Raw genomic sequence first — 14,283 nt, 5'->3', positions numbered from 1 at the left:
GTAGCAACTGCATCCTTACAGTAGGTAGCACCCACTGGGGAAGTCGTAACAGTAGTTAATTTATTAACTGTAATTGTACCCACCGCGGAGGTTATTGCACATCTACCATTCGCAATAGTTACACGAACCTTAGTTCCGTTAAGGGATAGTGGCGCATTCGTAATATTTAAAGTCGCACCATTAGACGTTAAGGCCGTATTATTAATTGCTTGCCAAACACCACCAACTTCCATTTCCCACGTATAGGTGAAAGCCGGAAGCGTATTTCCAACCACCACAGTCATGCTGCCATTTGTATTTTGACAGAGAGTTACGTTTTGAAGATCTGTTGTTATAGTAGGCGTAGCTAAAACCTGAACCGTAATGGCAACAGGGTCACTCTGACAAATTGCTGTACCTTGTGTTACATAGTAAGTGAAAGTGCCTGCTGTGCTCGTCGGCGGTGTAATCGCATTCAGCGCTGAACCCACCGGTTTACCATTTCCGTCAATCGCCGTGTAATAATACAAATTATACCCAGCAACAGTCGCAGTGGCAGTCAATGGTACCGCAGTTTCACCCACACAATACACTATCGGAGTGCTACTCACCGTTGGAAGGTCTGTAATATCTGTTACTTTAATTTTAAACTCGTAGTAACAACCTTCCGCTCCTGCTGGTTTTGCATAGAATACAAGATTTGGATCATTCAATGGAAATGGCGTCGACTCATTATACTCCGTTCCGGTACCATTCGCATTACTGTAAAAACGCGTTCCTGCCGGAAAAGCACTCCTTACTTGCGCCAATATTACCGCGTTACTAGTAGCTTCACAAAAAACAAAGTCTAATATCTGATATTGATAATTTTGACAGTGATTACCCACGTTGATCTGTACCGCGATTGGGTCGCGAATAGGTTCGCCTTGACAAGCACCTTCAGACTGGAAGCCGGAAATAAATTCCCCGCTGCCTCCTAATGTTGTCCCTGTTACGGCACCAACTCCCGTCACTAATCCATCCACTGCAACAGTAGGTGTACAGTTTGGATTTGCTAACAAGAAACAATCTTCGGTAACCTTAAACTTGTACGTTAATGTTGCTAATACGGTCTCTGGATTGGCAGGTAGTGGTAAACTACCAATGTTCCACACAATGGAACCTAATGCACCATTAAGTGGATCAAATGCAGGTGCAGCTGCAGGTGTGACACCTGGACCCGGTGTTCCCACCAAACTACCACTTACAAAAGAAGCGGTATAAGGAACAGGAATGGTAACCTTCGCATTACTAACCCCCTCAGTTCCCCTATTTTTAATTTGAAGTTTATACTCTATAATATCTCCAGGTTGAACAGTTGGTGTACCACTTGATGGAGATCCATTGACACTTACAATTGTATTTAAAGGCTCTACCTCTGGAACATAGGCATCCACACCAAATACGATATTGTAAATAATATAAGTATCCAATGTACTACCATATTGCAAGGTGGTACTGGTTGCATTATTCTGTATGATCTGTTTCGTCGCATTCGGAATCTCAAACATCGCAATATCCAAACCTGAATTATTTAATAGGTTAGGATTTCGTGCGTTTCCTCCGGTTTGCACCGACGAATTGAAAAAGTTAGGGGTACCTCCACTTGGCGGGTTGCCAACATGCTGTAGGGGTACCCAGGCTGTGTTCGCCGCATTCCGGATATTTAAGAAATCTCCATCATAATTTCGATCCCCTTCACCTGCCATCACCCCAAGTTTAACTTTGACATCTCCGGCCTGAGTAGCATGAAAGCCGCTAATCGGTAATTCATGAGTCGCAACTCCGTTGACGACATAAGCGTAACCATCGAATACCGTTATATCGCGCCACTTCATCTTGGAGTTACCATAAACAACAACCATTCCCCAACCGCCATAATATCCGACACCATCACCTTCACCTTCGGTTGACGACACGTTTGCTACGGTATAACTACCGATGCCATATTGTTTAACATAGCTTGTTACATCCTTGTATGCAGCATACATATTATTATCGCCAGGATATTGTATGTCAGAAGCATTTGCGGTTAAGTCGGTATAAGTGGGAGCCCCTGGCCCTTTAATCTTTACTTTAGTCTTATCCAGTGTTGTTGTTACATTTTGGGTTGTTATAAACGTTCCATTCAATGTAACTGATGCAGAGTTTGTAGGGCTCGTTTGATAGTCGCCAGTACTACCGCTTGCGCTGATATTCCGCCGGATACTATTGATCGTAACAGAAGTTCCGCCTGAAGTAATGGTGTAGGTGCCAGTCGGCGTAAAAATGCCAGTCGATGAATTGTAGGATCCAGGAAGCGACTGAAATGAACCTCCATTAATACTGACCGTCCCCCGTAGTGTATTGCCACTAGCTGAATTATTATTGATACGAATTACATGTGTTTCTGTACCTACGACAAAGGTGTATTCGGGATAACGATCGTTGTTGCCTCCCAAACGAGCAATCGACAAAGCGGCATTGGTATAGGTCACCGAGTTATGAGACCATGTCGCGTTTTGATTTGTCAAGTTATTTGTAACGGGCTGAGAGGTGGTCACAGAGGTCGTATTACCTCCAGAAACGCGGCCACTCCAATATAACCCGGCGAATACAATCTCCGAACAATTCGGATCTGAACCGTTTTCAGTCGATAGAACTAAACTCGCCGAAGAGGAGTTTACCGTACTGGGATCCGTATCAACATCGGCATAAACCATCATGTTACCACCATTCGTGGTATTGTCCCCATAAGTCTGAAGCCGTAAGCTGAGGTTTCCCAACATGGTAAAGTCACCCTTTAGATTATAAATGGTTTTATTACCCGCTTCGACCGAGGTACGAGGTGTAAATGCTTTTCGAACCTGCGCCACTCCAGATATACTGAACAGCAACAAGATAAAGAGTAAGAAGTAATTGACAAGATTCTTGCTTTTACTTTCTTTTGCTTGATATATAAAAGTTTTCATAATTTTTGCCCTTTAGAAAGTAAAACCTATTTATCCTTACCGATTTTTCTTACCAACAAGACTCTATCTTCCAAATCCTCACTATTGAATTGATTCTTAAGATCATTTGCAGATAATGTCACCTCGTCTGGATCATACTCCACCACGACATAGACTAAGCTTGGCATCTTGTCAAACAGGTCTTTTGGCAATTGATTCCTAGATGCTGCCTTAACAACGAGGAGTCGAACAGCCGATAACTTTGGATAAACCGTGGCGATCATCTGTTGCTGACGACCATCAACTTTAAGGACTTTGGAAATGAAATTCGGCAAGTTATCAACAAACTGCCCTCGCGGGTCAATAGTCGCTACGGGGTCGATCTGTTGATACAACTGCAATATATCTTTACTACGTTCGTCCTGTGTGTTGCTTGTGAACTCCTCAAAAGAACCAACAACCTGCCCACGTGCGCTGGTGAAGAAAAAGAGAATAAAACCTAAAAAAATAATCGTAGTCCTAAGTAACCTATTGGTTGTGTCTGTAGCCTGTAGTTTACAGCCGTTGATGAGTACTAACATATGTCCTCCTTTCAATAATTTCATAAATACTGGCTGATGGAGACTTGAGCCACTGAATTAGAGTTCTTCAATAGCTCAACTGGTTATGCCTCTTCACAGCATACATTGGTTTTGTAGGTATCCGGCAGTGAGCCGAATGACTTAACCAAAGTTTGGAAATGATTTTATTGCTTAATGAAAATGTCTCGGAGACAAAACAACGGACATATAGGGTGGACAAGTACACTTATTAAAGTTGTAAAAAGCGCAAAAACAAATAACAACCTGAAAAACAAAGAATTAATAGGTTTTTTGAAACAAAGAATTTAGCGTAAATATGGTGTTTTAGGACAAAAACACATCAAAGAATAAACTGGAAGCAAAATAACACAAACCTTAACGAAAGCGTAATTTCTCAATGCAATAAAAAAATAAGAATGGTTCTTAATCCGAACTTGTTCCTAGTATATACAAACCTAAAATGAAACGAATCAGAGGCATAAATTTATCCTTTTATGTTGCTAAACAAATATACGACTATTTTCTAAAATCGCAGTTATAAAAACACCTTTAAGAAAATTTATTTCAAAATAAGAATAGTGGATTTTTTTAAGAAAATAAAAGCCATGAATAGCGGGACAAAAAAGGGACCTCTTCCTTAGTGATCTTCGCAAAAAAAGTATGGATATTTTTTTTTCTCTTGGATTTATAACTAAATTTTTTTCGCAATATTAAAAACGAAAAAAAACGAATGTCCGCACTCAAAAATATTGTTTTACAATAAAAAAAGATCAATTTTCACTTAAATAAAGGAAAAGTAGAAAAATAGGAAAATGAGACATTGTAAATCAATAAAAAGAGAAAAAAAAATCAGATAATATCTCTATTACATAAAAACTACAAAAAAATTAATCTGTTTCGGGGACTTTATAGGAAGGGATATCTGTCTGGTTTTCTTTTAAAGGGCGATAATCAGCGGGGACTAAAGTCCCGTCTGCACGTCTTATATTGGTTTCTGCGCCAATGACTATGTCGGTATTTTGCGCAGAAACAGCTAACCATCTGTCCTGAAGACGTTGTATAACAAACAAAAACAAATTTTGCCGTAAACCGGCCGACTGTCCATGTCCACGCTGTCCTGCCAAGCGGAACCGTGCATGTACCACAGCGATTTCGGAACTTAACATTTTCACTTTTACTTTGCCTAGAGTTAGGTGTGATTCACCAAAGATAGCAGTTAAACCATACTCATGAGCCTTCTGTATATCTACTTTATTCTCCCACCAAATACCTACTACATTAATAAAATCTGCATCAGGAACAAAAAGATCAGCAATCTTATCGGCTCTACGTTCGTTCCAAGCTGCTGCGAACAATCTAGGGACATCTGCGGGTACTACTGCATTTTCTATCATCATATAAAGCGAAAAACGTAAAGATCTTTAAAATGTTTTATTTTTTCAAAGCAGGTAAATAATACTGTTTAAAGGTACTACTGTAAAAATACGCACCTATAAACAGCATTACCTTATTTTACCGCACTTGGTAATCCGAAACAATATGTTCTTCCGCATATTGAATAGCCCAAGCGATGGCATTTGCATAAACAAAACTATTGTATACCGTATTTCCTCCAGAATAGGGCTTTGTTTGTGGCAACCCTGTCGAGGTAATTCTCGCTGGGTATATTGTTGAAGAACCACTAGACGAGTTTCCGGCAGTCCATCCCGAATCTCCGACGTACAGATACCCCAAAGTACGATGCCTCATGATGTGTACCCGACTACGGTCGCGCTCATTAACGCCTAGAGCGATCATCGAGGAGGGTATATTGGTCACGTAATAAGAGTTATTTACATCCGAGCCCGTACCTTTTAAGCGCAAATCGCCGAAAGGTCCATTCAATACGGGGTCATCGACGTTTAATGTGGGATTAAAATAAACCGAGCCAGACCCTGAAACAGAGACATTACCTCCAGAAATCCGGTTTATAAGATCCGCTGTTCCACTGGACGAATTTTCTTGTGAATGAATCAGCACCCCTTTTTTGTTTTTGACGAAATCTTCCAAAATAGAACGAGACTCCTCCCCTGGGGTATAATTATAGCCTATAACAATGATGTCAATATTATTGGAGTTTATGGCATTTCTTAGCGTTGCTCCTTCGCTTTCACTTGCATTAAAGATATTTAGACGTTGCACTTTAACCGTACCATTCGGTCCAAAACTATTTGAGTTTGCCAAAATGGCCCGCGAGGAATTACTGGCGCTGGAGGTTCCCGGCTGGTATACTCCACGCCCTATCCCGAGTATATTCATCGTCCGGTAAACGTACGTAACACGATACGTACAGGTGGTACTTCCAGAAGCACTATTCGAGGTAAGTGTATAGTTAAACTGTCCACCACTGATTGGTGTACCGCTAGCCTGCAGCACTACTTGTTGCTCTCCGGGTTGTGTAAATGTTCCGCTGCCCGTAAATTGAACACCGTTCAGCCAATTGGTCTCAATCTTCCATTCGCCTAAGTACTCAGGTCTAACATTTATAGTCATCTTATTCTCATCGGTCATCGGTAATTTTGGTCGATAACGTCCCTCAACTCCAATAGAGGCACAAGTCATCGTAAACGCCACAGGTTGCGGTTTAACTGGAACAGTAACATTACAGCTTGCAACGGCACCACCCGGAGTAGCCTTTATTTCAAACGGAGTATCAATACCTTCCTGAGGGGTTCCTGAGCCTATAAGTGGAATCACCTGTTCCCCTAGCTTATGCAATAGAATAGAACCTGAACTGAACTTGAAACCATTCACTGTATTCGTTTCCAATGTGGTATATCCGGTAGAAGTAACTTGTACTTTTACATTGAGCGTATTCGTTGCTCCCAACTGTACGTCATGCATATATGAGCCACCTACCTCAACGGCATCACAGTCAATAACGAAAGAAACAGGTGTGATCGGAACTGGGAAAGGGTCACAGGTCACGCTATTTTCGGCATTATCCGCTAGCGTAAACATATTTGGACTAGGTTCCCCCGTTACCGGTGTTCCCGTGCCTTGCAGCTCAACCCACTGTTCACCGGTTTCGTTGAATGTGCCATTTCCAGCAAAAGAGTAGCCATTTATTGTAGGAGTCCAGATGCTCCAATAACCTGGAACGATCACATTCACTAAAACACGAACCTTATTCCCTTCATCCAGTGGAACTCCCATCATGTAGTCGCCCACGACATTTATCTGTCCACAAATAAGGGAATAATCGACATTTGCACGACGCACAAACACAGTGGGGCTACAATTGGTCACCTCGACGCCATTAATCTTTATGGTGAGCACATCGCCAGGATCCCCTTCAACGTATCCCGTTCGTGGAGTACCCATCCCGGGAAGATACAACGTGTAGTTCCCTGCATTTGGAAAAGTGCCACTTACCATAAAATAATAACCATTTTCCGTAGAGGCTGCAACCTCGTATGTTCCGGCCTGATTTACCGTTACAGGAACTTCCAAGTAATTATTGGCATCCAACCCAATCCCTTGTGTTAAAGTACCACCGACTTTAACCTGATCACAATTTGATATACGCATTACAGCGGGAGGAGGAGTTCAACAAATACTTAACCAATTTTCTGTATTGGCTGCCCAGTAGTTAAAACAGTCAGTACTGATATTGTAAATAAGCATGCCATTCGAGCGATCTACTAACGGAATGGCATCCCGCTGCGCGGTCGTCAAACGAGACACCAATAGTCCTTTATTTGTACTTTCAAGCTCTAATAGTGCTCCTCTAAATGGTTCAAAATCGGTATTAGCTACCGTACCGTCTTTAATCTTTGTCATGCGTGTTTGGCCATGAACAAATGACCCTCCAATGTGGAGTAAAAGAAAAAACTGAAGAAGAAGATAGGAAACTATCCGTCCATTCCGGGATGTCCACGTATTCATATGCATTTTATTATTATAATTTCTGTTTTATTATTATTCATTACACTGTCTGAGGCACAATAAACCCAGCGAATACTTTAATACGATCGCCAGGTAATCAAAATTTCTAGAAGTCTGTGGGAAATCATACATACCACTGATAATCACCGATATCAATGTAATATGGACTGCCCTTCTACTGTGATCTATTGTTCGTCTCGCACCTACGAGCAAACTTGGATATAATCGGTATGTACAAAAAAGCTATAATTTCTCATAAACAAAATTTTAAATAACTTGGTTTAATAGTCTTTTCGCAATGTAGCACTTTTTGATCGTCAAAACAAAATATAAATAAACAATATAATATAATAAACAAATAATATTCTCAAACATTACGGATACCCCAAATTTAAGTACATGTATAGCATGACAACACAGTGTATACCATAGAAAAAGAGATCATATTAACCGTCAACGTTAAAACGGTTCACGGTGACTTTAATACGCTTTAACCACTTTTTTGGCTGTAATTACAATTTTCACCTCTAGCGCTAGGTTTCGCTACCATACCTATGTGCAAAAAAGTATAAGTACACCTACAAATGGAGTAACGTGCACATTTATGGAAGGGGATTCACAGCATACCACACAGTTCAGGCAAGAAAATATATTGACTAACAAAAGCAATAATTGAGACGCATGTCTCCGCTTCCAGCGTAAATACACCGAAAATCAAAATTGGAAGTTTCTCCTCCAACATTCTTCTATAGCAAGCAAAGGGGCTGAAGTAAGCCTAGGTGTTAACAAAAAACTATGGAATGAGAAGCTAACATTCAAACTTTCGATGAGTGATCTTTTTTTTACAATGGCATCTTTAAAGCAGAAATTCTAGGCGACCCGAACCAACATTCTACGATGAACTTCCGTACAGACTTGCGTGTCTATAAGTTTAGCTTTAGCTGGGAGCTTGGTAAAGCTGGCAACAACAAACAGCAACCTTCAAATAGTGATGCCCATCCTATGCCCCTACACAATAAATCGAAATTCAATATAAAACCAGGTGGATAAAAGCGTATTTCTTTAAAAGAACAAAGGGATTACTGTTGCAGTAATCCCTTACAAGAATATAATTGTGTTAACTTATAACCAAAATTGTCACCTTAGGCAGGAACTATCGAACACACAAGCGGCAACCGATCGCTAGTCGATAAAGCTCTCGAGCGTGTTCCGTTGCTTTTTGACCTGAAGAAAAATTTCCCAAATATGCTCTGTTCACTTCCGTTGGAAGCAAAACACAATGTTCACTATGCACTTCGTAATCTCCGTTAACATATGCATTAATATTTATATAATACTTCTTCATACAGGCAGACCCACATTATCAAAAATAACCATTCATTAAACAATATCCTTACGGGAAACCGTAACCTATCGCTTTTTTAAGAAATTCTTTTCAAAGGTGTCTCACAACAGTAAAACACCTTCTAAATACAACAACTAATTAAACAACCTAAATTTTTATAAAGTGTAGAGATGAAATCTCTATTCACACAAATATCTTAAAGAATCTAATAGAGGAACGCCCAAATAAGACAGCATTATATCGAGTTAAGTCAAAAAACAAGATCCGAAAAATAAATAATTACATTTATAGTGGTATTTTTATTTGAAATAGAATTAAATATGCTTGGGCTTTGCATCATTCTTATTCTTTCCGCGTTACTTTTATGGATTCTGAAGCGTAAGAGTCTTACTATTTTAGGCTTAAAACCGAATCAAGCCCGATCACGAGACTTTTTAATCGGGTTTTGTTTATCGATTCTTTTATGCACTTTCTACCATCTACTAAAAGCAGGTATAGCTAAAAACACATGGCTATGGAATCCAGAGCTAGACACTATTGCAGTCGGGAACGGAATCCTATGGGTAGTAAAATCTGTACTATTCGAAGAACTTCTTTTCCGGGGAGTGCTCTTATTTTTAGTTATTGAATATATGGGTTGGCGTAAAGGTTGTTTTATTTCTGCTATGATGTTCGGACTGTACCATTGGTTCTCCTATGGCGTTCTAGGATTCCCCATGCAGATGCTTCTTGTTTTTATTAGCACCGGACTAATAGGCTGGGTTCTAGCCTTTGCTTATGCAAAGACAGGGACACTCTGGCTACCAATTGCTTTGCATCTCGGATGGAATCTATGCCATATTATATTATTTTCCAACGGTCCATTAGGCGCTATGATTTTGACACCTGCGAATGCAAACAAACCCGAAGGTATTCCTTCCCTCCTTTTGTTTATATTTCAACTTTTAGCATTGCCAGCCGCAGCATTCCTCTATGTAAAATGGCGTACGACGAAAACGAAATTGTAATCCCAGTCCATTACTATTGTCTTATCGTCGTACGCCTCTCTAGTGACAAAACGCTCTATTTTAAACCTTTCGGAGGGACGGTAATGTTACCTGCTCTTCATGTCCCGCATAAAATTCCTCCACCTTCTCCACCATATGTTTACTACCAATTACAATGGATGTTCGCTGATGTAAGTGCGTTGGTTTAATTTCCAGAATTCGTTCTACACCAGAAACAGCCTTGCCCCCAGCCTGCTCGATAATAAAAGCAAGTGGGTTGCACTCGTATAAAAGACGTAGCTTCCCTTGCGGATAACTCTGCGTCTCTGGATATAGGAATATCCCTCCGATAATCAATGTACGATGCAAGTCTGCCACCATAGAGCCTATGTATCGTGACGTATAGGGTCTATTGGTTTCACTATCCTCCATTTGACAATACTTTATGTAATCTTTGATATACTGCGGAAACTTAAGGTAGTTACCTTCATTCACTGAATAGGTCTTTCCATCGAGAGGGATTTGCATTTCGGGATGAGACAAACAGAATTCTCCGATTGAAGGGTCCAATGTAAAGCCATTTACTCCTTTCCCTGTGCTATAGACCAGCATGGTTGACGAGCCGTAGATCACATATCCCGCGGCAACCTGCTCACTACCATATTGCAGCACCTCGTCCATCGTGATAGGACGATCGGTATGCTTGCGTCTATATATAGAAAAGATAGATCCGACCGATACATTTAAATCGATATTCGAAGAACCATCTAGCGGATCGATACATACAATGTACTTTCCATTTTTGGAAACGCTATGTCTAGAGAGGTCAATTCCCCCTTCATGCTCTTCGCTAGCTACATAACAACACTCTCCTCCTTTGGTCAGCGCTTCAATAAACTGCTCATCGGCATAGACATCCAACTTCTTTTGCGCTTCACCTTGAATATTTTCAGCGCCGTATTCACCAAGGATATCAGCCAGTCCAGCTTTGTTCACTTCTCGGTTAATAATCTTCGCCGCAATCCCTATATCACGGAGGAGACGCGAGAGCTCTCCTTTCGCATATGGAAAATCATTTTGTTTTTCAATAATAAACTGACCTAATGTTTTTAACGACATGAATAATGAAATATAAAGGATTAAATGGATAGAGACGGGGTATCATGCTATACTGAACAGCTAAAATAAAAGAGAGTAAAACAGCGCACAATTGAAAACCCAACACTTTTTTAGTAAAAAATATAAGACAAAGCTAAGCAAGATAAATCAATTAAAAAACTGATTCACAGCTTATTGTATTTTTTACACTAAAACATCTAGCTGACAATGAATACGTTAAAGGCCGTAATTTTTAGCAACAATTGCTAAAAATTACGGCCTTTTGTAAGTAAATACCTTAAAATAGAGAAATTAGTAGCGGAAAGGAAAATCCCGCATAAACTCAAATTTATAGTCTGTTGACTTTTGTATTGTATCAATAAGTGATGACAATAAAGCTTGTCCCTTCTTATTTTGGAACATATCGTCATGCATAAGCAACACCACATTATTGGGTTCTTGCGATGTTTTATTGTTCATATAATTACGCAAGCGATTATAGATTTCGGTAACAGACTGTAAAGGTTTGCCTGTTAAACCATGAATCTTCCACTCGACATCCCATCCATAAATCTTATATCCACTGCCATACAACATGTCTGCCGTACTAGCACCGCTTTGAAGATCTATACGACGGATATCATCATAAATCCAAATATTACGTCCAGGAAGACGAATGATTTTGTGCTGCAATTTCAAATCTTGTTCATTCTTTGCAAAATCATCAAAAGCACTTACTGGATTACTATAAAAAGTGGTAAACTTGTTATTCGCATGCGTGTAGCTGTGGTTATAACACTCCACCAATGGGTTGTCATAATACTTTTGAAAATCGCGTTTCAATCCTTTCGACATGTTAGCATGCTTACCTACCAAAAAAACATTGATCTTAATATTTCGAGCTTTGGCTATCGAGTCAATAGCAGCACTTCCACGTAAAGGACCATCGTCAAAGGTAAAATAAATATGCTTGGGCAATTTGTCGAGCTCTCGACGTACAGAATCCTTTATACGACGCTGCTCCATCTTTGCCTGTCGAATGACAGAATCTTTTTTGATGACACCGACGGTATCAACTTTCTGCTTTGCAGAATCTTTTAATCGCGTCGCAAGTTTTCCTTTCGCTAAGGTATCTTGCTTTGCTTCCGTTTCCAAAGCGAGGGTATCTTGGGGGCTATGTGCGGCCTTCGAATCCATACTTCCTTGACAACCGACAAATATATTCGCTGCTAATAAAAGGCCGCCCACCATGGTCTGACCTCGCATCCCCTTTAACATAACACTGTTTTTTTATTCTTATGCAAAAGTAGGACATTACTTCAGCAAACGCAAAATTATTAACCTACAAATGTAAAGGAAGCAACATCACAAGGGACTTGCAACAGCGCTGTTTCAACGCGTTACAAGTCCACTTTTTATTCTTTAATCTCGTCGTCCACGGTCGTAATGCTTTCTGTGTTTTTCATACGCCTTACGTTCGTGCTTATCTCTCTTTTTCTCGTACTTTTCGTATTTACGATGGTCTTTATGATAGTCTCTTAGTACGTGTTGTGAATGATTATGCGCATAATGTCCGTATTGCTTTTTATAACGCCCGTGATGATGCCACGGATTCCGATCATTAATAACAACCTTATATGTGCGATACAAGTCTACACGTCCATATACACGTGGCAAAGAAGAGCGTGTGACCCATCTATTCCCTTGATAATATGTGTACTTACGACTGGAAACATCATAATAAACATCAATTTCCGGTATGTAATAATAACGAACATAATCATACCCAACCGGCCCCCACTGTGGTTGAGCCCCAATATTAACACTAACACTTAGTTGCGCCTGTGCCGGCGTGACAGCCGTAAATAATCCCATTACCAACGCTGCGTAAAAATACTTCTTCATAGTTCCCTCCCTATTTAATTTTTCATGTGCTTTTCAAAGGTATTACCCTAGTTTCTGTGATACGTTTAGACCTCAAAGGACGGTACCGACATCTTATACATTAGGCGCGCCGTATAGCGATATCTTTGGTGGTATGACACCAATAATGCGCCGAAGGATTAATTCCAAAAATGTTAAAATTTGTAAAATTTCAGCCACAAAAACACCATAAAAACTGTAACACATTAGAAGAACGATATATAAGGATTTTATATTATCTTTGTGCGATTTTAACAAAATTCCAAATTAATGGCTTTACAATGCGGCATTGTCGGTTTACCTAATGTTGGTAAATCAACTTTATTCAACTGTTTGTCCAATGCGAAAGCACAAGCGGCAAACTTTCCATTCTGTACGATTGAACCCAATGTAGGTGTTATCACCGTTCCAGACGAACGTCTAAATAAATTAGCGGAATTGGTAAACCCACAACGTATCGTACCCAATACTATTGAAATTGTCGACATCGCTGGTTTAGTAAAAGGCGCTTCAAAGGGCGAAGGTTTAGGAAATCAGTTTTTGGGAAATATCCGTACTACCAATGCGATTATTCATGTTTTGCGTTGTTTTGATGACGGAAATGTTATCCATGTCGATGGTTCAGTAGACCCGATCAGAGATAAAGAGATCATCGATACAGAACTTCAACTAAAGGACTTAGATACTGTTGTTAAGCGTATCCAAAAAGTGGAGAAGATGGCGAAGACTGGGGGGGATAAAGATGCGAAACGCACGTTTGAAATCTTATCCATCGTAAAAGAGCACTTGGAAGCTGGAAAATCAGCTAGAACGGCGGCCATTGAAACAGAAGATTTTGAGTTTATAGAAGATTTAGCATTACTAACTGTAAAACCTGTTTTATACGTATGTAACGTTGACGAAGCATCTGTAAACACAGGTAATGCTTATGTTGAACGAGTAAGAGAAGCGGTGAAGGACGAAAAGGCGGAAGTCTTGATTATTTCAGCACAGATTGAGTCGGAGATAGCACAATTGGAGTCTTATGAGGAGCGCCAGATGTTCCTTGACGATTTAGGTCTTGATGAGTCGGGTGTGTACAAACTTATCCGTGCGGCCTATGCACTATTGGACTTAGCCACTTATTTCACTGCGGGAGTACAAGAGGTTCGTGCATGGACCATTGAAAAAGGATTTACCGCTCCGCAAGCAGCTGGTGTGATCCATACAGATTTCGAAAAAGGGTTTATCCGTGCGGAGGTTATCAAATACGAAGACTTTATTCAATATGGATCCGAAGCAGCAGTTAAAGAGGCTGGAAAACTTTCCGTAGAGGGAAAAACATATATTGTTGAAGATGGAGATATCATGCACTTCCGTTTTAACGTATAAAACAAATTAAAAGTACGATATAAAAAAGGCTACGATGGTAGCCTTTTTTATTCCCCCTTTCCTCCCCTAAACCTCGTATTAAAAAATTAAGGACAAACTTGTAA

The 14,283-nt window shown here is 40.1% G+C and carries 10 protein-coding genes and 1 pseudogene; 3 read left to right on the top strand and 8 right to left on the bottom strand.

Annotation, left to right across the window (positions count from 1 at the left end; genetic code table 11):
• From B9Y69_RS11185 to B9Y69_RS19105, 5 genes and pseudogenes are all read right to left on the bottom strand, one after another.
• A pseudogene (locus B9Y69_RS11185) lies at nt 1–2,969 on the bottom strand (hypothetical protein); the annotation flags it as partial.
• Between the two features lie 26 nt (nt 2,970–2,995).
• On the bottom strand, nt 2,996–3,553 hold the full coding sequence (locus B9Y69_RS11180) for a hypothetical protein (protein WP_134432476.1): 558 nt from the start codon (nt 3,551–3,553) through the stop codon (nt 2,996–2,998).
• An 863-nt stretch (nt 3,554–4,416) separates the two neighbouring features.
• Nucleotides 4,417–4,926 (bottom strand): SgcJ/EcaC family oxidoreductase, encoded by a 510-nt coding sequence (locus tag B9Y69_RS11175; RefSeq protein ID WP_085473014.1) that lies wholly within the window; start codon nt 4,924–4,926, stop codon nt 4,417–4,419.
• Between the two features lie 115 nt (nt 4,927–5,041).
• Nucleotides 5,042–7,099, bottom strand: coding sequence for a hypothetical protein (locus tag B9Y69_RS11170; RefSeq protein WP_144036558.1), 2,058 nt, complete (start codon nt 7,097–7,099; stop codon nt 5,042–5,044).
• Nucleotides 7,100–7,117: 18 nt separating this feature from the next.
• Complete coding sequence (locus B9Y69_RS19105; protein ID WP_144036557.1) at nt 7,118–7,351, bottom strand: hypothetical protein; 234 nt, start codon at nt 7,349–7,351, stop codon at nt 7,118–7,120.
• A gap of 1,002 nt (nt 7,352–8,353) precedes the next feature.
• Between B9Y69_RS19105 and B9Y69_RS19210 the strand changes: the two genes are divergently transcribed.
• On the top strand, nt 8,354–8,506 hold the full coding sequence (locus tag B9Y69_RS19210; protein ID WP_159451838.1) for a hypothetical protein: 153 nt from the start codon (nt 8,354–8,356) through the stop codon (nt 8,504–8,506).
• A 585-nt stretch (nt 8,507–9,091) separates the two neighbouring features.
• On the top strand, nt 9,092–9,808 hold the full coding sequence (locus B9Y69_RS11160) for a CPBP family intramembrane glutamic endopeptidase (protein ID WP_200811791.1): 717 nt from the start codon (nt 9,092–9,094) through the stop codon (nt 9,806–9,808).
• A gap of 60 nt (nt 9,809–9,868) precedes the next feature.
• On the opposite strand, the gene fbp is transcribed toward B9Y69_RS11160, so the two are convergent.
• From fbp to B9Y69_RS11145, 3 genes are all read right to left on the bottom strand, one after another.
• Entirely contained in the window at nt 9,869–10,906 is a 1,038-nt protein-coding gene (fbp, locus tag B9Y69_RS11155; RefSeq protein WP_085473011.1) for a class 1 fructose-bisphosphatase, read from the bottom strand.
• 291 nt (nt 10,907–11,197) lie between these two features.
• Nucleotides 11,198–12,163 (bottom strand): polysaccharide deacetylase family protein, encoded by a 966-nt coding sequence (locus B9Y69_RS11150; RefSeq protein ID WP_234991201.1) that lies wholly within the window; start codon nt 12,161–12,163, stop codon nt 11,198–11,200.
• A gap of 144 nt (nt 12,164–12,307) precedes the next feature.
• Complete coding sequence (locus B9Y69_RS11145; protein ID WP_085473010.1) at nt 12,308–12,790, bottom strand: hypothetical protein; 483 nt, start codon at nt 12,788–12,790, stop codon at nt 12,308–12,310.
• Nucleotides 12,791–13,078: 288 nt separating this feature from the next.
• Here B9Y69_RS11145 and ychF point away from each other — a divergent pair, with 288 nt between their 5' ends.
• The gene (gene ychF, locus B9Y69_RS11140; RefSeq protein WP_085473009.1) at nt 13,079–14,179 is read left to right on the top strand and encodes a redox-regulated ATPase YchF; all 1,101 of its coding nucleotides are present in this window, start codon (nt 13,079–13,081) and stop codon (nt 14,177–14,179) included.
• The last annotated feature ends 104 nt before the right edge of the window (nt 14,180–14,283 follow it).

The sequence above is a fragment of the Sphingobacterium psychroaquaticum genome (genome assembly GCF_900177625.1).
Classification (GTDB): Bacteria; Bacteroidota; Bacteroidia; order Sphingobacteriales; family Sphingobacteriaceae; genus Sphingobacterium; species Sphingobacterium psychroaquaticum.
Note: the sequence above shows the minus strand (reverse complement) of the source record. Positions and strands in the feature narration are given on the sequence as shown.

Excerpts from the sequence above, each read along its gene's own strand:
- B9Y69_RS11180 (WP_134432476.1), bottom strand. The coding sequence starts at position 3,553 with ATGAAATTATTGAAAGGAGGACATATGTTAGTACTCATCAACGGCTGT.
- B9Y69_RS11175 (WP_085473014.1), bottom strand. The coding sequence starts at position 4,926 with ATGATGATAGAAAATGCAGTAGTACCCGCAGATGTCCCTAGATTGTTC.
- B9Y69_RS11170 (WP_144036558.1), bottom strand. The coding sequence starts at position 7,099 with ATGCGTATATCAAATTGTGATCAGGTTAAAGTCGGTGGTACTTTAACA.
- B9Y69_RS19105 (WP_144036557.1), bottom strand. The coding sequence starts at position 7,351 with ATGACAAAGATTAAAGACGGTACGGTAGCTAATACCGATTTTGAACCA.
- B9Y69_RS19210 (WP_159451838.1), top strand. The coding sequence starts at position 8,354 with ATGAACTTCCGTACAGACTTGCGTGTCTATAAGTTTAGCTTTAGCTGG.
- fbp (WP_085473011.1), bottom strand. The coding sequence starts at position 10,906 with ATGTCGTTAAAAACATTAGGTCAGTTTATTATTGAAAAACAAAATGAT.
- B9Y69_RS11150 (WP_234991201.1), bottom strand. The coding sequence starts at position 12,163 with ATGTTAAAGGGGATGCGAGGTCAGACCATGGTGGGCGGCCTTTTATTA.
- B9Y69_RS11145 (WP_085473010.1), bottom strand. The coding sequence starts at position 12,790 with ATGAAGAAGTATTTTTACGCAGCGTTGGTAATGGGATTATTTACGGCT.
- ychF (WP_085473009.1), top strand. The coding sequence starts at position 13,079 with ATGGCTTTACAATGCGGCATTGTCGGTTTACCTAATGTTGGTAAATCA.